The following is a 19983-nucleotide window of genomic DNA, read 5'->3' as shown; positions in this document are numbered from 1 at the left end:
GCCCATGCGGTGAGAGGCGTTTTGTTATGAAGTTCGTTGATGAAGTTTCGATCCGAGTAAAAGCTGGCGACGGCGGCAATGGTTGCATGAGTTTCCGTCGAGAAAAGTTCATCGAAAACGGTGGTCCGAACGGTGGTGACGGTGGTGACGGCGGCTCGATCTACATGATCGCCGACGAAAACCTCAACACTCTGGTGGACTACCGCTACACCCGCCATTTCGATGCCGAGCGCGGCTCCAATGGCGGCAGTACCGATTGCACTGGCAAGAAAGGTGAGGATCTCGAGCTGCGCGTACCGGTCGGCACCACGGTGATCGACGCCGGTACCCAGGAAGTGATCGGTGACCTGACCAAGGCTGGTCAGCGTTTGCTGGTGGTGCAGGGCGGCTGGCACGGTCTGGGTAACACCCGTTTCAAATCCAGTACCAACCGCGCGCCGCGCCAGACCACTCCGGGCAAGCCGGGTGAACAGCGTGACCTCAAGCTGGAGCTGAAAGTGCTGGCGGACGTCGGTCTGCTGGGCTTGCCGAATGCCGGCAAGAGCACCTTCATCCGTTCGGTGTCCGCGGCCAAGCCGAAAGTGGCCGACTATCCGTTCACGACCCTGGTGCCGAACCTGGGCGTGGTCAGTGTCGACCGCTGGAAGAGCTTCGTGATCGCCGACATTCCAGGTCTGATCGAGGGCGCTTCGGATGGTGCGGGCCTGGGTATCCGTTTCCTCAAGCACCTGGCGCGTACCCGTCTGCTGCTGCACCTCGTGGACATGGCGCCGCTGGATGAAAGCAGCCCGGCCGATGCCGCGGAAGTGATCGTCAACGAGCTGACCAAGTTCAGCCCGTCCCTGGCTGAGCGTGATCGCTGGCTGGTGCTGAACAAGTGCGACCAGATCCTCGAGGAGGAGCATGAGGCGCGGGTCAAGGAGATCGTCGATCGCCTGGAGTGGACCGGTCCGGTGTACGTGATCTCGGCCATTTCCAAGGACGGTACCGAGCGCCTGAGCCGCGACATCATGCGTTATCTGGAAGATCGTGCCGATCGTCTGGCCGCCGACCCGGCTTATGCCGACGAGTTGGCCGAGCTCGATCAGCGCATCGAGGATGAGGCGCGTGCCCAGCTGCAGGCTCTGGATGACCAGCGTGCCCTGCGCCGCAGCGGCGTGAAGAGCGTGCATGACATCGGCGACGATGACTGGGACGAAGAAGATGTGGATGACGAAGATGGTCCGGAAATCATTTACGTCCGCGACTGATTCGTTGCAGTAAACTACAAGCGCCGCTCACTGAGCGGCGTTTTAGTATCCAGGAAACGTAGTATCAAGAAGCTTAGTATCAAGAAACGTAGCCACGAATAACTTATGGGCGCGCTCGGTCGCGTGGCTCTCAAGCTAAGGTTGAAGAAGATGCGGAGTAAGGTGACAGGTGCGCAGCGCTGGGTCGTGAAGATCGGCAGCGCGCTGCTGACGGCGGACGGCAAAGGGCTGGATCGCGCGGCAATGGGAGTTTGGGTCGAGCAGATGGTGGCCTTGCATGAGGCTGGCGTCGAGCTGGTATTGGTTTCCTCCGGCGCGGTCGCCGCCGGCATGAGTCGCCTGGGCTGGACCGCACGACCGAGTGCGATGCATGAGCTGCAGGCGGCCGCGGCCATTGGCCAGATGGGCCTGGTGCAGGCCTGGGAGTCGAGCTTTGCCGAGCACGGCTTGCACACCGCGCAGATCCTGCTGACCCATGACGACCTGTCCGATCGCAAGCGCTACCTGAACGCCCGCAGCACCTTGCGTGCGCTGGTGGAGCTCAAGGTGATTCCGGTCATCAATGAAAACGACACCGTGGTTACCGATGAGATCCGCTTCGGCGACAACGACACCCTGGCGGCCCTGGTGGCCAACCTGGTCGAGGCCGATCTGCTGGTGATTCTCACCGACCGCGACGGCATGTTCGATGCCGATCCGCGTAACAATCCCGACGCCCAGCTGATTTACGAGGCGCGTGCCGACGATCCGGCGCTGGACGCGGTGGCGGGCGGTACCGGTGGTGCGCTGGGGCGTGGCGGCATGCAGACCAAGCTGCGCGCGGCGCGTCTGGCGGCCCGTTCCGGGGCGCACACCATCATTGTCGGTGGGCGTCTGGAGCGGGTGCTGGATCGCCTCAAGGCGGGCGAGCGCCTGGGTACCTTGCTGTCACCCGAGCGCGGCATGCTGGCGGCGCGCAAGCAATGGCTGGCTGGGCACCTGCAAACCCGTGGCACCCTGGTGCTGGATGATGGTGCTGTGTCGGCCTTGTCCCAAGGTAACAAGAGCTTGCTGCCGGTGGGGGTCAAGCTGGTTCAGGGTAGCTTCCGTCGTGGCGAAATGGTGGTGTGCGTGGCGCCGGACGGGCGTGAAATCGCTCGCGGCCTGGCCAACTACAGCGCTCTGGAAGCGCAGAAAATCATCGGTCAGTCCTCTGACGCGATTGTCGGTTTGTTGGGGTACATGGCTGAGCCCGAGCTGGTTCACCGTGACAACCTGATTCTGGTCTAAGGAAAAATCAATGTGTGTAGCAAAAGGGTTGTTGGGGTTGCTGCTGGCGATGCCGCTGCTGGCCTCCGCTGAAGAAATCGGCCAAGTGTCGACGGTGTTCAAGTTTGTCGGGCCCAACGACCGCATTGTGGTCGAGGCTTTCGATGATCCGAAGGTGGAAGGCGTGACCTGCTACCTGTCGCGTGCCAAGACCGGTGGCGTCAAGGGCGGACTGGGTCTGGCGGAGGATCGTGCCGAGGCCTCCATCGCCTGTCGGCAGGTCGGGCCGATCAGCTTCAAGGGTGAGCTCAAGGATGGTGACGAGGTGTTCAAGGAGCGCACTTCGCTGGTGTTCAAGACCATGCAGGTGGTGCGTTTCCTCGACAAGAAGCGCAATACCCTGGTGTACCTGGTCTATAGCGATCGGTTGATCGAGGGTAGTCCGCAGAATGCGGTGACGGCGATTCCTATCCTGCCTTGGGCGCAGACTCCGTAAAGGCTTTTAGGGTTTGCTCCTGCAGGTTGCGTTATTCCTGTAGGGGTGGCCGGTCGACGCTCGATTGCTGGCGATAGCGGTTCGGTAGTCAAGGCAGCAAATCGCAGGCAATAAAAAACCGACCCTGGGGTCGGTTTTTTAACAAGCGTGTCGCTTAGGCTGCAGCAGCGAGCTTCAGAGCCTTGATGTGGCCATTCAGGCGGCCTTTATGGCGAGCAGCTTTGTTCTTGTGGATGATGCCTTTATCGGCCATGCGGTCGATAACTGGCACGGCCAGAACATAAGCAGCTTGCGCTTTTTCAGCGTCTTTTGCGTCGATGGCTTTAACTACATTCTTGATGTAGGTACGAACCATGGAACGCAGGCTGGCGTTGTGGCTGCGACGCTTCTCAGCCTGTTTTGCACGTTTTTTGGCGGAAGGTGAGTTGGCCACCGTCGAGCTCCTCGAAAGACTTTTTGGGAAATAGCAAACAAAATAGGCCGCGAATCATGCCGATGAGTTGAAGGCTTGTCAAGGGCAGCTGATGCGTTCCGCTGAGTGGTTGGATCTGAAGAGGCGGGATATTTATTTCCGGCGCTTGACCTGTAAACTCGCGAGCTTTGGCTCTGTGCTGTTGCGGCGCGGAGTATCGCACAAGTGGGCGCATTGTTCGCCTGCTGTTTATCTACAGGCAAAAAACCTTTCAATGAACCTGCTCAAGTCGTTGGCCGCTGTCAGCTCTATCACCATGCTTTCCCGGGTTCTGGGGTTCGTGCGCGATACCATCATTGCGCGTACGTTCGGCGCTGGCATGGCGACGGACGCCTTCTTCATCGCCTTCAAGCTACCCAACCTGCTGCGCCGCATCTTCGCCGAGGGCGCCTTTTCCCAGGCCTTCGTGCCGATCCTGGCGGAATACAAAGGCCAGCAGGGAGAGGAAGCGACCCGTACCTTTATTGCCTATGTGTCCGGCCTGCTGACCCTGGTGCTGGCGTTGGTGACGGCGCTGGGGATCATCGCCGCGCCCTGGGTGATCTGGGCGACGGCGCCAGGCTTTGTCGACACCCCGGAAAAATTCACGCTGACCACCGATCTGTTGCGCGTGACCTTTCCTTATATATTGCTGATCTCGTTGTCCTCCCTGGCGGGGGCGATCCTCAATACCTGGAACCGCTTTTCGGTTCCGGCGTTCGTGCCGACGTTGTTGAACGTCGCCATGATCGTCTTTTCGGTGTTCCTGACACCTTATTTCGATCCGCCGGTCATGGCCCTGGGCTGGGCGGTGCTGGCAGGTGGCCTGGCGCAGTTGTTGTATCAACTGCCGCACCTGAAAAAGATCGGCATGCTCGTGCTGCCACGCCTGAGCCTGCGCGACACCGGGGTCTGGCGGGTGCTGAAGCAGATGCTGCCGGCCATTCTCGGGGTCTCGGTAAGCCAGATTTCGCTGATCATCAACACCATCTTTGCCTCGTTCCTGGTGGCTGGCTCGGTGTCCTGGATGTACTACGCCGATCGCCTGATGGAGCTGCCTTCGGGGGTTCTGGGGGTAGCGCTGGGCACCATCCTGCTGCCGACGTTGGCCAAGACTTACGCCAACAAGGACCGGCATGAATATTCGCGGATTCTCGATTGGGGCCTGCGCCTGTGCTTCATGCTGGTGCTGCCTTGCGCGCTGGCGCTGGGGATTCTGGCCGAGCCGTTGACGGTGTCGCTGTTCCAGTACGGCCAGTTCAGCGCCTTCGATGCGTCGATGACCCAGCGGGCGCTGGTCGCGTATTCGGTTGGCTTGCTCGCGATCATTGTGATCAAGGTGCTGGCGCCGGGCTTCTATGCCCAGCAGAACATCCGTACTCCGGTGAAAATCGCGATTTTCACGCTGATCGTCACGCAACTGCTGAACCTGGCGTTCATCGGTCCGCTGAAGCATGCGGGCCTGGCGCTGGCGATCAGCGCCGGGGCCTGTATCAACGCCGGTCTGCTGTTCTATCAACTGCGCAAACAGCAGATGTTCCTGCCGCAGCCTGGGTGGGGCAAGTTCGCCCTCAAGCTGGTCGTTGCGGTGAGCGTGATGTCGGCGGTGTTGTTGGGGCTGATGCAGTTCATGCCGGCCTGGGATCAGGGGCATATGCTTGCGCGTTTCCTGCGTCTGGGCGTGCTGGTGGTGGCGGGCGTAGTGGCCTATTTCGGCATGCTGGCCTTGTTCGGTTTCCGCCTGCGCGACTTCAATCGCAAGGCGTTGCACTAAGGTCCAGGGGCGCTTGAACGCCAGCGAGGCAGTGGTTTTGTCGGTTCGATCACTTTGGCGCGTGCTGTTGCCTGTCACCGGCCGTCGGGTGTGGTTATAATCGACCACTTTATGAGCAAGAAGCGCGTTATGCAGCTGGTCCGAGGCCTCCACAACCTGCGCCCCCAGCATCGGGGCTGTGTCGCCACTATTGGCAACTTCGACGGTGTTCACCGTGGTCACCAGGCTATCCTGGGCCGGCTGCGTGAGCGCGCGCTTGAGTTGGGCGTGCCCAGCTGCGTGGTGATATTCGAGCCGCAGCCGCGCGAATTCTTCGCTCCGGATACCGCTCCGGCCCGTCTGTCACGCTTGCGCGACAAGTTGCATCTGTTGGCCGAGGAGGGCGTCGACCGGGTCTTGTGCCTGGCGTTCAACCAGCGCTTGAGCAAGCTCAGTGCCAGCGAATTCGTCGAGACCATCCTGGTCGATGGCCTGGGTGTGCAACATCTGGAAGTCGGCGACGATTTTCGTTTTGGTTGCGACCGGGTCGGTGACTTCGACTTCCTGCAAAAGGCCGGTATCACCCACGGTTTTACCGTCGAGGCCGCGCAGACTGTCGAGCTGGATGGCCTGCGCGTCAGCAGCACCCAGGTCCGCAATGCCCTGGCGGCTGCCGATTTCGTATTGGCCGAGCGTCTGCTCGGTCGCCCGTTCCGCATCGCCGGGCGGGTCCTGCACGGACAGAAGCTGGCGCGCCAATTAGGTACGCCGACCATCAATGTGCAGCTCAAGCGCCGCCGTGTACCGCTGTCCGGGGTGTACCTGGTCAATGTCGACATCGACGGCAAGACCTGGCCGGGCGTCGCCAACATTGGCGTGCGGCCGACGGTGGCAGGTGATGGCAAGGCCCACCTGGAAGTCCATCTTTTAGATTTTGCCGGCGATCTGTATGACCGGCGTTTGACGGTGGTTTTCCACCACAAGCTGCGTGAAGAGCAGCGTTTCGCCTCTCTGGAGGCGCTGAAGACGGCGATCAACGCGGATGTCGCCGCCGCCCGTGCCGAAGTTGCACGTACCCATAGCGCCAATCGCTAATGAAGAGCCTTAAATGACCGACTATAAAGCCACGCTAAACCTTCCGGACACCGCCTTCCCAATGAAGGCCGGCCTGCCTCAGCGCGAACCGCAGATTCTGCAGCGCTGGGACAGCATTGGCCTGTACGGTAAGTTGCGCGAAATTGGCAAGGATCGTCCGAAGTTCGTTCTTCACGACGGCCCGCCCTACGCCAACGGCTCGATTCACATCGGTCATGCGGTCAACAAGATTCTCAAGGACATGATCATCCGCTCGAAGACCCTGGCGGGCTTCGACGCGCCTTATGTTCCGGGCTGGGACTGCCACGGCCTGCCGATCGAGCACAAGGTCGAGGTTACCCACGGCAAGAACCTGTCCTCGGACAAGACCCGTGAGCTGTGCCGCGCCTACGCCACCGAGCAGATCGAAGGCCAGAAGGCCGAGTTTATCCGCCTGGGTGTGCTGGGCGACTGGGCCAACCCGTACAAGACCATGGATTTTGCCAACGAAGCCGGGGAAATCCGTGCCCTGGCGGAAATGGTCAAGGGCGGTTTCGTGTTCAAGGGCCTCAAGCCGGTGAACTGGTGTTTCGACTGCGGCTCGGCCCTGGCTGAAGCGGAAGTCGAGTACCAGGACAAGAAGTCCTCGACCATCGACGTGGCCTTCCCGATCGCCGACGCAGACAAGCTGGCCGCCGCCTTTGGCCTGGCCAAGCTGAGCAAGCCGGCTTCGATCGTGATCTGGACCACCACTCCGTGGACCATCCCGGCCAACCAGGCCTTGAACGTTCACCCTGAGTTCAACTACGCCCTGGTCGATGCTGGCGACAAGCTGCTGGTCCTGGCCGAAGAGCTGGTGGAGTCCTGCCTGGCCCGCTACAACCTGGAAGGCTCGGTGATCGCCACCGCCCCGGGTTCGGCGCTGGAGCTGATCAACTTCCGTCACCCGTTCTACGATCGCCTGTCGCCTGTGTACCTGGCTGACTACGTCGAACTGGGCGCTGGTACCGGCGTGGTTCACTCGTCGCCGGCCTACGGCGAAGACGACTTCGTGACCTGCAAGCGTTACGGCATGGTCAACGACGACATCCTCAACCCCGTGCAGAGCAACGGCGTGTACGCCAGCTCGCTGGAGTTCTTCGGCGGTCAGTTCATCTGGAAGGCCAACCCGGCCATCGTCGACAAGCTGACTGAAGTCGGTGCGCTGCTGCACACCGAAACCATCAGCCACAGCTACATGCACTGCTGGCGTCACAAGACCCCGCTGATCTACCGCGCCACCGCGCAGTGGTTCGTCGGCATGGACAAGCAGCCAGCCAGCGGCAACACCCTGCGCCAGCGCGCGTTGCAGGCCATCGAAGAGACTCAGTTCGTTCCGGCCTGGGGCCAGGCGCGCCTGCATTCGATGATCGCCAACCGTCCGGACTGGTGCATCTCCCGTCAGCGCAACTGGGGCGTGCCGATCCCGTTCTTCCTGCACAAGGAAAGCGGCGAGCTGCACCCACGCACCGTCGAGCTGATGGAGATCGTTGCCCAACGCGTCGAGCTGGAAGGCATCGAGGCCTGGTTCAAGATGGACGCGGCCGAGTTGCTGGGCGATGAAGCCTCGCAATACGACAAGATCAGCGACACCCTGGACGTCTGGTTCGACTCCGGTACCACGCATTGGCACGTACTGCGTGGCTCGCACCCGATGGGCCACACCAGCGGTCCGCGTGCCGACCTGTACCTGGAAGGTTCCGACCAGCACCGCGGCTGGTTCCACTCGTCCCTGCTGACCGGCTGCGCGATCGATGGCAATGCGCCGTATCGCGAACTGCTGACCCACGGTTTCACCGTCGACGAGAACGGCCGCAAGATGTCCAAGTCCCTGGGCAACGTGATCGCGCCGCAGAAGGTCAACGACACCCTGGGCGCCGACATCATGCGCCTGTGGGTCTCGGCCACCGACTACTCCGGTGAAATGGCGGTTTCCGACCAGATCCTGCAGCGCAGCGCCGACGCCTACCGGCGTATCCGCAACACCGCGCGCTTCCTGCTTTCCAACCTGAGCGGCTTCAACCCGGCCACCGATATCCTGCCGGCCGAAGAAATGCTCGCCCTGGACCGTTGGGCCGTGGACCGTACCCTGCTGCTGCAGCGCGAGCTGGAACTGCACTACGGCGAATACCGCTTCTGGAACGTCTACTCCAAGGTGCACAACTTCTGCGTGCAGGAGCTGGGCGGTTTCTACCTGGACATCATCAAGGACCGCCAGTACACCACCGGCGCCAACAGCAAGGCCCGTCGTTCGTGCCAGACCGCGCTGTTCCACATCTCCGAAGCGCTGGTGCGCTGGATCGCGCCGATCCTCGCCTTCACCGCCGACGAGCTGTGGCAGTACCTGCCGGGCGAGCGCAACGAGTCGGTAATGCTCAACACCTGGTACCAGGGCCTCAGCGAGCTGCCGGAAGGCTTCGAGCTGGACCGTGCCTACTGGGAGCGGATCATGGCGGTCAAGGTCGCGGTCAACAAGGAAATGGAGATCCAGCGCGCGGCCAAGGCCGTCGGTGGCAACCTGCAAGCCGAAGTGACCCTGTATGCCGAAGACGCGCTGAGCGCCGACCTGGCCAAGCTGAGCAACGAGCTGCGCTTCGTGCTGATCACCTCCACCGCCAGCGTCGCGCCTTTCGCGCAGGCACCGGCGGATGCGGTGGAAACCGAAGTCGCCGGCCTCAAGCTGAAAGTGGTCAAGTCGAGCTTCGCCAAGTGCGCCCGTTGCTGGCACTGCCGTGAAGATGTCGGCGTGCACCCTGAGCACCCGGAAATCTGCGGTCGCTGCGTCGACAACATCAGCGGCGAAGGCGAGGTTCGTCACTATGCCTAATGCCACGGGCCGTTTCGGCCGTCTGGGCTGGCTGTGGTTGAGCGTGCTGGTCCTGGTCATCGACCAGGCCAGCAAGCTGCACTTCGAAAGCTCGCTGTCGATGTACCAGCAGATCGTGGTGATCCCGGATTACTTCAGCTGGACCCTGGCCTATAACACCGGCGCGGCGTTCAGCTTCCTGGCGGACAGCTCGGGCTGGCAACGCTGGTTGTTCGCCCTGATCGCGGTAGTGGTCAGCGCGGTGCTGGTGGTCTGGCTCAAGCGCCTGGGGCGCAACGAAACCTGGCTGGCGGTCGCCCTGGCACTGGTGCTGGGTGGCGCGCTGGGCAACCTGTACGACCGCATCGCCCTGGGCCATGTGATCGATTTCATCCTGGTGCATTGGCAGGACCGCTGGTATTTCCCGGCGTTCAACTTCGCCGACAGCGCCATCAGCGTGGGTGCGGTGATGCTTGCGCTGGATATGTTCAAAAGCAAGAAAACCGGAGAAGCCGTTCATGACTGAACAGGTATTGGCTGAACAACGCATCGGCCAGAACACGGAAGTCACTTTGCATTTCGCATTGCGCCTGGAGAACGGCGACACGGTGGACAGCACTTTCGACAAGGCCCCGGCGACCTTCAAGGTCGGTGATGGCAACCTGTTGCCAGGTTTTGAAGCCGCCCTGTTCGGTTTCAAGGCGGGCGACAAGCGCAGCCTGACCATCGAGCCGGAAAACGCCTTTGGCCAGCCGAACCCGCAAAACGTGCAGATCATCCCGCGTTCGCAGTTCCAGGATATGGAGCTGTCCGAAGGCCTGCTGGTGATCTTCAACGATGCGGCGAATACCGAGCTGCCAGGCGTGGTCAAAGCCTTTGACGACGCCCAGGTGACGGTTGACTTCAACCATCCGTTGGCCGGTAAAACCTTGACCTTTGATGTCGAGATCATCGACGTTAAAGCGCTTTAAAGGCATCGCGAGCCGGCTCGCGTCTACAGTCTCCACAGGGTTGCTGTAGACGCGAACAGGCCAGCGAGCAATCGCGAAGCGGTTGCACCGAATATTCCTTGCCCGCAAGACACGAGGCACAGCATGCAAATCAAACTCGCCAACCCCCGTGGCTTCTGCGCTGGCGTGGACCGCGCGATCGAAATCGTCAATCGTGCCCTGGAGGTCTTCGGACCGCCGATCTACGTGCGTCATGAAGTGGTGCACAACAAGTTTGTCGTCGAAGACCTGCGCGCTCGTGGAGCGATCTTTGTCGAGGAGCTGGACCAGGTGCCGGATGACGTCATCGTGATCTTCAGCGCCCACGGCGTTTCCCAGGCCGTGCGCAGCGAAGCGGCGGGCCGTGGCCTGAAAGTCTTCGATGCGACCTGCCCGCTGGTGACCAAGGTGCATATCGAAGTGGCGCGCTACAGCCGCGACGGTCGCGAATGCATCCTGATCGGCCATGCCGGCCACCCGGAAGTCGAAGGCACCATGGGCCAGTACGACGCCAGCAATGGCGGCGCGATCTACCTGGTGGAAGACGAGAAAGACGTCGCCGAACTGCAGGTGCGCAATCCTGAAAAGCTGGCGTTCGTGACCCAGACCACCTTGTCGATGGACGACACCAGCCGGGTCATCGATGCCCTGCGCCAGCGTTTCCCGGCCATTGGCGGGCCACGCAAGGACGATATCTGCTACGCCACGCAGAACCGTCAGGACGCGGTCAAGCAACTGGCCGACGAGTGCGATGTGGTGCTGGTGGTGGGCAGCCCGAACAGCTCCAACTCCAACCGCCTGCGTGAACTGGCCGAGCGCATGGCCACCCCGGCGTACCTGATCGACGGTGCCGAGGATATGCAGCGCAGCTGGTTCGACGGCGTCGAGCGCGTCGGCATCACCGCCGGGGCTTCGGCTCCCGAGGTGCTGGTACGTGGCGTGATCGAGCAGCTGCATGCCTGGGGCGCCACCGGCGCGGACGAACTGGCCGGCCGCGAAGAAAACATCACCTTCTCCATGCCCAAAGAGTTGCGCGTTCGTTCGCTGCTCTGATCAGCCCTGCCTGTCGCATAACGCCTGCGCGGCCTTGTCGCTGCGCAGGCTGACCCGCCCGCTGCGGGAAAGCACCACCTGGTGCTGGCTCGTTCCTGGATCGGCCCCGCAGATGTGCAGCGTCCCGGCCTGAAAGGCCCCGCTGGGCAGCAGCGGATCGCCCAGGCCACTGAAACGCACGAAATGCTGCACCGGGCGATTGCCGACAATCGCCACCCGGGCGTCTCCCCGGCGTTCGAGCAGCACCGGATTATCGCTGTCCTGCGAGCCCTCGCCACTGACATCCAGAATGATCCGCCAACCCTGGCTCCAGTCGTCGTTCAACCCGTGAATGACGATTCGCTGCTGGCGCAGGATGGCTTCGGTGCGCGCATTGCGGATACCGCTGGCAAGCATCTGTGCGGCATCCAGCCGGCGTGTCGACTGGAACAATTCCCCGAATGAGGTGGTGGCGAACAGCATCAGCAGGCTGGCAAGCGCCAGGCCCACGATTATTTCGATCAGGCTGAAACCCTTCTGCGGCATGGTTCTCCCTCCATGGAGTGCGGCAGGCCCGGACAATCCTTGTCCGGCCATTGAGCAAAACCGCGAACCTTCGGTCTATGAAGGTTCGAAGTGCTAGAGCCAGTTATAGCCGCTGGCCGCTCAAGGGGATGGCATGCGTTACCGCACAGAAGGGTTCACGCTGATCGAATTGCTGGTCGCCCTGGCAGTTTCGGCGGTTTTGTTGACCCTGGTGGTTCCGGCATTCAGTCAGATGGCGCAGCGCGCCAAGGCCGACAGCGACATCAGCGAACTGCTGCACAGCTTGAATTACGCGCGTCTGGAGGCGATCGACCGTGGCGTGCCCATTCATCTGCGCCCGGCCGCCGTGGATTCGGACTGGAGCCGGGGGCTGTCGATTTATCAAGGCGACGGACCGGCGACGAATGTATTGCGGGTTGTTCCCGCGGTCAGTCGCGGCGCCCGGCTGACGCTAACCTCTGAATTCGACAGCATCGGATTCAGCGCGCTGGGTGGCGTATCGGCAGCGGTTCCGCCGGTCATGACCTATGTGCTGGGCGGGCAACACAGGACGATCACGCTGTGCCTGAATGGACGGCTAGCGGTAAACGGGGAGTGCCAATGACGGACAGGAGCGTGCAGGCCGGGATGACGCTGATCGAGGTGCTGGTGGCGGTGCTGATTCTCGGCGTGGGCCTGCTCGGTGCGGCGGCGGTCCAGCTTAATGCCCTGCGTTATACCGACAGTGCATTGATGACCAGCCAGGCCAGCTTCATCGCCTATGACATGCTCGACCGCATCCGCGCCAACAGCGCCGCGGACTACACCGTGGCGGCGCCCGATACCGGCAATTTCAGCGTGGTTCGCGACCAGGACCTGTATGACTTCAAGCGCAATGTCGAGAGTTTCGGCGGGCCGAGCGCCGAGGGCCATATCAGCCTCAAGCAGGGCGTGTTCACCATCAGCATCGCCTGGGATGACTCCCGCGCCGCCCATGCCTCTGCCCAGCCTGAAGGCTCCCGCAGTTTTGTCCTGAGCAGCCGGGTGGCGGTGGATCCGGGAGGCAAGCAATGAGGTGTGGGAACAGCGGTTTCGGCCTGATCGAAATGCTGGTGGCGCTGGTGTTGAGCCTGATCGTGGCCTTGGGTGTGACGCAGATTTTCATCTCGGCCAAAAACACCTACCTCAGCCAGAACGCCTCGGCCGGCCTGCAAGAGGACGCGCGTTTCGTGCTGAGCAAGATGATCCAGGAAATACGCATGGTGGGCATGTTCGGCTGCCTGCAGAGCATCGCCGATGCCAGCACCGCCTCGGACTTCGCCGGCCATGCACAAACACCAATCCGCTGGGACAATGCCAACCACCGGCTGACGCTGGTCACGGCCGATATCGGCGACAACGGTGGCGCCCCGACCTGGACCGTGCTGAGCGACTGCCGCAACAGCGCCACCGCCTACACCGGTGCCCGCAAGGCCCCCACGGGGCAGCAGGCGTTTGCGGTGCGGCGCCTGGTGTACAGCCTGAAGAACGATCAACTGCTGATGGGCACTGGTACCGGCTCCAGTCAGGCGGTGTTGGTGAACAATGTCAGCGCCTTCGATGTGTCGTTCGGCATCGCCAGTACCGCCACGGATATCGCAGCCTCCCGCTACAGTCGCGATCCAGGCGACCCGGCGCGGATCCGCAGCGTGCGCTTGAGCCTGACCCTGAGCGATCCCCAGGCGCGCGTGCGGCCGCAGACGTTCAATGTGGTGGCCGCCTTGCGCAATCGCCTGCTGTGAGTGAGTTGCCGATGACCTCGTACCGAACGGCTCCCGGGGCGCAGCGCGGCATGGCGTTGTTGATGAGCCTGGTGTTCCTGTTGCTGCTGACCTTGATCGGCATCTCGTCGATGCAGAACGCCACGTTGCAGGAAAAGATGTCCGGCGGCCTGTGGCTGCGCAATCAGTCATTCCAGGCGGCGGAGATGGCCCTGCGCATTGGCGAGAGCGCGGTGCAGCAGGACAGTTATTCGTTGCCGGTCTGTACCGGCGGCCAGTGCGCACCGCCCGGCGAATCCACGGTCATCAGCGCCGCGGGCCACAACGGCCATTCGGGCGTGACCTGGATCGCCACCGGTAACGGCTTTTACGGGGTGCAGAACATTGGTACGACGCTGGGGGCGGTCAATGTGCCGAGCAACACTTCGGCGACCCTGTACCGGGTGACCGCCGTCGGGCTGGCCGGCCATTCGCGCAGCGTGCTGGAGAGCATCTATGCCAAGTACTGAAAAGCCTGGGGGATTGCTGGCTGGCGCTTTGCTGGGCCTGTACCTGAGTGCCCCGGCCTACGGCTTCACCCCGGTCCAGGCCCCGTTGGCGAATGCGGCGGCGGTGGCGCCGAATGTGATGCTGCTGCTCGACGACTCGCAGAGCATGAACAGCATCGTCTATGCCCCGGGGTTCGATCCCGGGCTGGCGCGGGCGCCGGTCAGGCCGTGCCGGATGCAGGCCGGCGAATGCCTGCCCGGAGCCAGTCCTAGCGCGGATTCGATGGCCCTTTCAACGCTGAGCCAGGCGGGCTGCGCCAGCGGTTATGTCGGGTTCTACCGCGACAATGCCCGGCCGCAGTGCCTCAAGCTGCCTGATCCGGCGGGGCGTGGCAGCACCCGTTATTCGGCTGCTTACCTGGCCTATCTGCTTGCCCTGGCCGACGGCAGCGACCGGGATTTCACCGATGGCTCGATTCCCGCTCAGGACCGGATGACCCTGGTTCGTGAGGCCGCCAGCAAGCTGGTGGCTGACAACCGCGCGCTGCGCATCGGCCTGGCGAGCTTCAACCCGCCAGCGGGCGGCGATCTGGCGCCGGGCGGGCGTATTGTGCGCGCCATCAGCGATCTGGCACCGCTCAGCGACCAGGTCAGCCAGGTTCAGGCCGATGCTAACTACCAGGCATTGCTGTCCGCCATCGGCGGGCTCAGGGCCTCGGCCGAGGCGCCGCTGGCGGAAACCTATTACGAGATCAGTCGTTATTTTCGGGGCCTGACGCCTTACTACAACAGCACGCCGTCCACCTATGGCAGCCCGATACAGTACCGCTGCCAGCGCAATTACGGCCTGGTGGTGACCGATGGCCTGCCCAGTTACGACCACAGTTTTCCCTCCCGTGAGCCGCAAGGGGCGGCCAGCCTGCCCGATTGGGACGGGGTGCCCAATGACGGCATTGATCCTGGCGGTAACGAGGAGGGCAGCAGCCTGTATCTGGACGACATCGCCAAGCTGGCGGTGGATGTCGACATGCGCGCAGCAGGCCTGGATATCGCGGGGAAAAGCTGGGATTCGGCGGGTTTCGCGCAACAGCATATGAATACCTACACCATCGGTCTCAACGCGCAGTACCCCATGCTGGCGGATGCGGCGAACTATGGCCGGGGCAAGTTCTACCCGGTGACTGACAAGGTGGGGCTCGAGGCCGCACTGGCCTCGGCCCTGGGCGAGGTTTCGGCTTCCGCGGCCCAGGCGGGGAACGCCGCGGCGGGGGCCGCAGGGCTGGCCAGCGGTTCGAGTTATTTCCAGGCGTCTTATGACCCCACCGATTGGCACGGCACCATCAGGGCGTACGGCATCAGCCCTGCTGGTGCGGTCGACACTGGAACGCCGCTATGGAGCACGGACTCGACCCTGGTTCCCGATGCATCGCCGGGGATCTTCCAGACCTGGAACAGCGCCACCCGCACCGCCGTTGCCTTGCGCCATGACCAGCTGTCCGGCGCACAGCAGGCCGCGCTCTCCCAGGATCTGCCGCCCGGCATCAGCGCAGTCGATCTATTGGCCTGGGGCCAGGGGGCTAACCGGGCAGGGCTCAAGGTGCGTACCCGATTACTGGGGGACATTGTCAACTCGCCGCTGGTCATGGCGGCGCCGACCGCGCAGGACGCCGCCGATCTACAGGGCGATAGCGGCTACAGCGCCTATCTGGCGAGCAAGGCCCAAGGCATGACCCCGAGCCTGCTGGTCAACACCAATGACGGCCTGCTTTCGCTGATCGACGCGGAGAATGGCCGGCGCCTCTACGCTTATATGCCCTCCAGTGCCTTGCCGCTGCTGCATCACATCGCCGACCCCGGCTATGCCAATGGCGATCGTCACCGGTTCCTGGCCGATGGACCGGTGACGGTCGTCGATGCCCAGCTCGGCACGGCCTGGGCAACCCTGGCGCTGGCGGGCACGGGGGCCGGCGGCAAGGTGTTTTACGCGGTGCAGCTGTATGGCCAGGCCGGCAATACGCCCCAGGCGCTATGGGAAATCGCCGCGCCTGCGTTAGCCGATATCAATCACCCGTTCAATGACCTGGGTTATGCCTACGCTCGCCCGGAAGTGGCACGCTTGGCCGACGGGCGCTGGGCGGCCTTCATCGGCAATGGTTATGGCAGCCATTCCGGGGTCGCTGCCTTGTATGTGGTGGATATTCGCGATGGCTCGCTGATCAGGAAAATCCCGGTCGATGGCAATGGGCAGGAGAACGGCTTGTCTTCGGTGAAGTTGTGGGTGGACAGCCAGAATGTGGTCCAGGCGGCCTATGGTGGCGACCTCCAGGGCCATCTGTGGAAGTTCGATTTGAGCGGTTCGGCGCCGGACAGCTGGGGCCTGGCCTTTGGCGGTGCTCCGCTGTTCAGCGCTCCGGGTGGCGCGACCCAGCCGATCACCGCGCAGCCATTGCTGGTGGATCATCCCGAGGGCGGCAAGCTGGCGCTGTTCGGCACCGGCAAACTCAGCGAGCTGGCCGACAAGCGCAGCAAGGATGCCCAGGGCTTCTACGCGGTCTGGGATGCCCCGGAAAGGGAGGGTCGGATCACCGTGGCTGATCTGCAGGCGCAAGCAATCACCGGGCTGTTTGCCGGCAGCGCGGGCTCCTATATCACCAGCACCCAGGCGGACGTCAATTATCCGGCCGAGCAGGGCTGGTACCTACCGCTGGGGGAGGCGTCGAGCGGTGAGCGGGTCATCAACCCAGCGACGCTGGTGGCAGGTCGCATTGTCTTCAGCACCGCTGCCGTCGAGGCGAATGACCCTTGTTCCAGCGCGGGCAACGGCAAATTGGTCGAGCTGGAGGCATTCAGCGGTAAGATGCTCAATGACGCGGTGCTCGACACCAATGGCGATGAAGTGGTCGATGGCCTGGACACGCCTTCCAGCGGCGTCATCTTCACCGGCGGCATTCCTGCGTTGAGCGCTGTGCTTAACCGCGCTACCCGCAAAATTGTCAGCGATTCCAGCGGCGGCATCACCTCCCTGGTCGAGAAACCGGGCGGTGGCAGCCGTCGCATCATGTGGCGACAAATACAGTAAGTGAGAGTGAGGCATGCGTAGATCCAACCAAGGTTTTACCCTGATCGAAATCATGATCGTGATTGCGATCATCGGGCTCGTCGTCACCCTGAGCCTTCCCAGCATCACCGAGTACGTGAAGAAAACCCATCGCACGCAAATCGCCGGCCTGCTGTCGGAGCAGGCACAGAGCCTCGAGCGTTTTCACTCCAAGGGCGGTGTCTACAGCAACGCTCCGGGCCTCAGCGCCGGCAACGACGACTACAGCATCACGCCAGTGCTGGCCGACCAGAGCTTCACCCTGACCGCGACGCCGAAAAGCGAGAGCATGATGGCCGGCGACAAGTGCGGCGAGTTCACCCTTAGCCACACCGGTGCCATGGGCAACAACAATATGGCCGACGGGGTGACCAGCAAAGACTGCTGGGGACGCTGAGCAACCTTGTCGGGTGCGGGTGGCGCCCGGTGTTTTTACTTCCTGGACTGGACTATGGCAAAGCAACAGCAAGTGGTGATTGTCGGCGGTGGAGTGATCGGCCTGCTGACTGCGTTCAACCTGGCGTCCGCCGGGCAGCAGGTGGTGCTGCTCGAGCGCTCGAATGTCGGCCAGGAATCCTCCTGGGCCGGCGGCGGGATCGTCTCGCCGCTGTATCCCTGGCGCTACAGCCCGGCGGTCACGGCGCTGGCGCATTGGTCGCAGGACTTTTATCCACAGCTGGCCGAGCGTCTTTTCGCCACGACCGGGGTCGATCCCGAGGTGCACACCACCGGCCTGTACTGGCTGGACCTGGACGACGAAGCCGAAGCGCTGGCCTGGGCCCGGCGCGAGCAGCGCCCATTGAGCGCTGTGGATATCTCGGTGGCTCATGACGCGGTGCCGGTGCTGGGCGGTGGTTTTTCGCGGGCGATCTACATGGCCGACGTGGCCAACGTGCGCAATCCGCGCCTGGTCAAGTCGTTGAAGGCCGCCCTGTCGGCCCTGCCGGCGGTGACCATTCACGAGCACTGCGAAGTCAGCGGGTTTATCCGCGAGGGTGAGCGAGTCCTCGGGGTGCAGACCTCCCTGGGCGAAATCCGTGGCGACCAGATGGTGCTGGCGGCAGGGGCCTGGAGCGGCGAATTGCTCAAGAGCCTGGGCCTGGCATTGCCGGTGGAACCGGTCAAAGGCCAGATGATCCTCTACAAGTGCGCCTCGGACTTTCTTTCCTGCATGGTCCTGGCCAAGGGGCGTTACGCGATTCCCCGGCGCGACGGCCACATCCTGATCGGCAGTACCCTGGAGTACGAAGGCTTCGACAAGACCCCTACTTCGTCCGCTCTGGAAAGCCTGAAGGCTTCGGCCATCGAACTGATCCCGGCGCTGGCGCAGGCCGAGGTGGAGGGGCATTGGGCGGGCTTGCGTCCGGGCTCGCCCGAGGGCATTCCCTATATCGGCCCGGTTCCGGGGCTGGAGGGGCTGTGGCTGAACTGCGGGCACTACCGCAATGGCTTGGTCCTGGCGCCGGCGTCCTGCCAGCTGTTCACCGACCTGATGTTGGGCCGGGAGCCGATCATCGATCCGGCGCCTTATGCGCCCCGTGGGCGAATTTAATCCAGGCCGAGTTTCTTCAGTCTGTAGCGCATCGAACGGAACGACAGGCTCAAGCGCTGGGCCGCCGCCGTGCGGTTCCAGCGGGTGTGCTCCAGGGCCTGGAGGATCAGCCGGCGCTCGACTTCCTGCAGATAACCTTCAAGGTCGATCACCTGTGCAGGGCCGGGCGCGATGGCCGGGTGTGCGCCGTTTGGTGTCAGTTGCAGGTCGCGTGCTTCGATCTGCCGGTTCTCGCACAGGGTGTGCGCCCGTTCGAGCAGGTTCTCCAGCTCGCGCACGTTGCCGGGAAAGTCGTAGCCCTGAAGCGCCAGCAGCGCGCCTGGCTGGAGCCGCGCCAACTGTTGGCCATTGCCCTGCGCCAGGCGCTCGAGGATGGCTGTGGCCAAGGGTTCGATATCAGCCTTGCGCGCCCGTAGCGGTGGCACCGCCAGCTCGATCACGTTGAGGCGGTAGTAGAGATCCTGGCGAAAGCGCCCGGCATGCACTTCCGCCTGCAGCGTCTTGTGGGTGGCGCAGAGAATGCGCACATCGACCTGGACCTCCTGCTGCCCGCCGACACAGCGCACCGCTTTCTCCTGGAGCGCACGGAGCAATTTGACCTGCATCGCCAGCGGCAGATCGGCCACCTCATCGAGAAACAGCGTGCCGCCATGCGCTGCCTGGAACAGGCCGGGCTTGTCTTCGATGGCGCCGCTGAAGCTGCCTTTGCGATGGCCGAAAAACTCGCTCTCCATCAGTTCCGGTGGAATGGCCCCGCAGTTGATCGGCACGAAGGCCCGGCTGGCCCGTGGTCCCTGGTCGTGGATCGCGCGAGCGACCAGCTCCTTGCCGCTGCCGGACTCTCCGCTGATATAGACCGAGGCCTGACTCTGGGCCAGCTTACCGATCTGCACGCGCAGTTTATGCATGGAGGTCGAATCGCCGAGCAGTGGGCCGGTAGCAGGGTTCGCTGGTGCCGATCCGGGCAGGGCGCCATTCAACAGCTCACGCAGGCGCGCCAGGGCCACGGGTTTGCTCAGGAAGTCGATGGCGCCGGCCTTCAGGGCTTGGACCGCGGTTTCCTGGTGGGGGCAGGTGCTGAGGATGGCCAGCGGCATTCGCAGCCGATGGCGCTGTATATGCTCGAGTAATTCCAGACCCGTGCCGTCGGGCAGATGCAGGTCGCTCAGGCACAGGTCGAAACCTTCCCGGGCCAGCCAGTGACGCGCTTCGCCCAGGGTACGGGCGCTGCGGGTATGGCGTTGCATCCGGCCGAGGCTGATTTCCAGATATTCGCGAATGCCTGGATCGTCATCGACGATCAGGATTTTTTGCCGTGGGCCCATGCTGCTTACTGCTTCATCCGTGAGCGAAAGAGGTGCAAGAGCACCCGCCATCCTGGCGTGTCGTGAAGTCTAGGCAGGCTTGAGATCGTTGACCCCGT

General features: G+C 62.9%; 19 protein-coding genes. 16 read left to right on the top strand and 3 right to left on the bottom strand.

Annotated elements, in window-relative coordinates:
- Positions 1–26 precede the first annotated feature (26 nt).
- From cgtA to H0I86_RS27295, 3 genes are all read left to right on the top strand, one after another.
- Entirely contained in the window at positions 27–1250 is a 1224-nt protein-coding gene (cgtA, locus tag H0I86_RS27305) for an Obg family GTPase CgtA (protein ID WP_007924745.1), read from the top strand.
- A gap of 150 nt (positions 1251–1400) precedes the next feature.
- Positions 1401–2519, top strand: coding sequence for a glutamate 5-kinase (gene proB / locus H0I86_RS27300; protein ID WP_007924743.1), 1119 nt, complete (start codon positions 1401–1403; stop codon positions 2517–2519).
- 10 nt (positions 2520–2529) lie between these two features.
- Positions 2530–2994, top strand: a complete 465-nt coding sequence (locus H0I86_RS27295) for a CreA family protein (RefSeq protein WP_180922859.1) — start codon at positions 2530–2532, stop codon at positions 2992–2994.
- A 154-nt stretch (positions 2995–3148) separates the two neighbouring features.
- Here H0I86_RS27295 and rpsT read toward each other — a convergent pair whose 3' ends face one another.
- Positions 3149–3427, bottom strand: coding sequence for a 30S ribosomal protein S20 (gene rpsT / locus H0I86_RS27290; RefSeq protein ID WP_009050949.1), 279 nt, complete (start codon positions 3425–3427; stop codon positions 3149–3151).
- Positions 3428–3680: 253 nt separating this feature from the next.
- Here rpsT and murJ point away from each other — a divergent pair, with 253 nt between their 5' ends.
- The 6 genes from murJ to ispH all read left to right on the top strand — a co-directional run bounded on the left by murJ (position 3681) and on the right by ispH (position 11159).
- Positions 3681–5219, top strand: coding sequence for a murein biosynthesis integral membrane protein MurJ (gene murJ / locus H0I86_RS27285; RefSeq protein WP_180922858.1), 1539 nt, complete (start codon positions 3681–3683; stop codon positions 5217–5219).
- A 129-nt stretch (positions 5220–5348) separates the two neighbouring features.
- Positions 5349–6293, top strand: coding sequence for a bifunctional riboflavin kinase/FAD synthetase (gene ribF / locus H0I86_RS27280; protein WP_180922857.1), 945 nt, complete (start codon positions 5349–5351; stop codon positions 6291–6293).
- Positions 6294–6306: 13 nt separating this feature from the next.
- Positions 6307–9138, top strand: coding sequence for an isoleucine--tRNA ligase (gene ileS / locus H0I86_RS27275; RefSeq protein WP_180922856.1), 2832 nt, complete (start codon positions 6307–6309; stop codon positions 9136–9138).
- Positions 9131–9643 (top strand): signal peptidase II, encoded by a 513-nt coding sequence (gene lspA, locus H0I86_RS27270; RefSeq protein ID WP_180922855.1) that lies wholly within the window; start codon positions 9131–9133, stop codon positions 9641–9643. Before ileS ends, lspA begins: the two co-directional genes overlap by 8 nt.
- A 7-nt stretch (positions 9644–9650) precedes the next feature.
- On the top strand, positions 9651–10088 hold the full coding sequence (gene fkpB / locus H0I86_RS27265) for an FKBP-type peptidyl-prolyl cis-trans isomerase (RefSeq protein ID WP_172834888.1): 438 nt from the start codon (positions 9651–9653) through the stop codon (positions 10086–10088).
- A 123-nt stretch (positions 10089–10211) separates the two neighbouring features.
- Positions 10212–11159 (top strand): 4-hydroxy-3-methylbut-2-enyl diphosphate reductase, encoded by a 948-nt coding sequence (gene ispH / locus H0I86_RS27260; protein ID WP_180922854.1) that lies wholly within the window; start codon positions 10212–10214, stop codon positions 11157–11159.
- Here the strand turns inward: ispH and H0I86_RS27255 are convergent, their stop codons facing one another.
- Complete coding sequence (locus tag H0I86_RS27255; RefSeq protein ID WP_180922853.1) at positions 11160–11684, bottom strand: GspH/FimT family pseudopilin; 525 nt, start codon at positions 11682–11684, stop codon at positions 11160–11162.
- A gap of 133 nt (positions 11685–11817) precedes the next feature.
- Between H0I86_RS27255 and H0I86_RS27250 the strand changes: the two genes are divergently transcribed.
- From H0I86_RS27250 to thiO, 7 genes are read left to right on the top strand one after another with little or no spacing between them, the layout of a single operon-like run.
- Entirely contained in the window at positions 11818–12288 is a 471-nt protein-coding gene (locus H0I86_RS27250; protein ID WP_180922852.1) for a GspH/FimT family pseudopilin, read from the top strand.
- Positions 12285–12737, top strand: coding sequence for a type IV pilus modification protein PilV (gene pilV, locus H0I86_RS27245; RefSeq protein ID WP_180922851.1), 453 nt, complete (start codon positions 12285–12287; stop codon positions 12735–12737). The genes H0I86_RS27250 and pilV overlap by 4 nt, the downstream gene beginning before the upstream one ends.
- Positions 12734–13444 carry a PilW family protein gene (locus tag H0I86_RS27240; RefSeq protein WP_180922850.1) on the top strand — a complete coding sequence of 237 codons (711 nt, stop codon included), beginning with the start codon at positions 12734–12736 and terminating at the stop codon, positions 13442–13444. The genes pilV and H0I86_RS27240 overlap by 4 nt, the downstream gene beginning before the upstream one ends.
- A gap of 11 nt (positions 13445–13455) precedes the next feature.
- Positions 13456–13932 (top strand): pilus assembly PilX family protein, encoded by a 477-nt coding sequence (locus H0I86_RS27235; protein ID WP_238534107.1) that lies wholly within the window; start codon positions 13456–13458, stop codon positions 13930–13932.
- The gene (locus H0I86_RS27230) at positions 13919–16990 is read left to right on the top strand and encodes a pilus assembly protein (protein ID WP_180922849.1); all 3072 of its coding nucleotides are present in this window, start codon (positions 13919–13921) and stop codon (positions 16988–16990) included. Before H0I86_RS27235 ends, H0I86_RS27230 begins: the two co-directional genes overlap by 14 nt.
- A gap of 13 nt (positions 16991–17003) precedes the next feature.
- Positions 17004–17405, top strand: coding sequence for a type IV pilin protein (locus H0I86_RS27225; protein WP_009050937.1), 402 nt, complete (start codon positions 17004–17006; stop codon positions 17403–17405).
- Positions 17406–17459: 54 nt separating this feature from the next.
- Positions 17460–18560, top strand: a complete 1101-nt coding sequence (gene thiO, locus H0I86_RS27220; RefSeq protein ID WP_180922848.1) for a glycine oxidase ThiO — start codon at positions 17460–17462, stop codon at positions 18558–18560.
- Here thiO and H0I86_RS27215 read toward each other — a convergent pair.
- Entirely contained in the window at positions 18557–19885 is a 1329-nt protein-coding gene (locus H0I86_RS27215; RefSeq protein WP_180922847.1) for a sigma-54-dependent transcriptional regulator, read from the bottom strand. The two genes, thiO and H0I86_RS27215, sit on opposite strands and share 4 nt — an antisense overlap.
- Positions 19886–19983: the final 98 nt, after the last annotated feature.

It is taken from the genome of Pseudomonas chlororaphis subsp. aurantiaca (assembly GCF_013466605.1).
GTDB classification, from domain to species: Bacteria; Pseudomonadota; Gammaproteobacteria; order Pseudomonadales; family Pseudomonadaceae; genus Aquipseudomonas; species Aquipseudomonas chlororaphis_I.
Note: the sequence above shows the minus strand (reverse complement) of the source record. Positions and strands in the feature narration are given on the sequence as shown.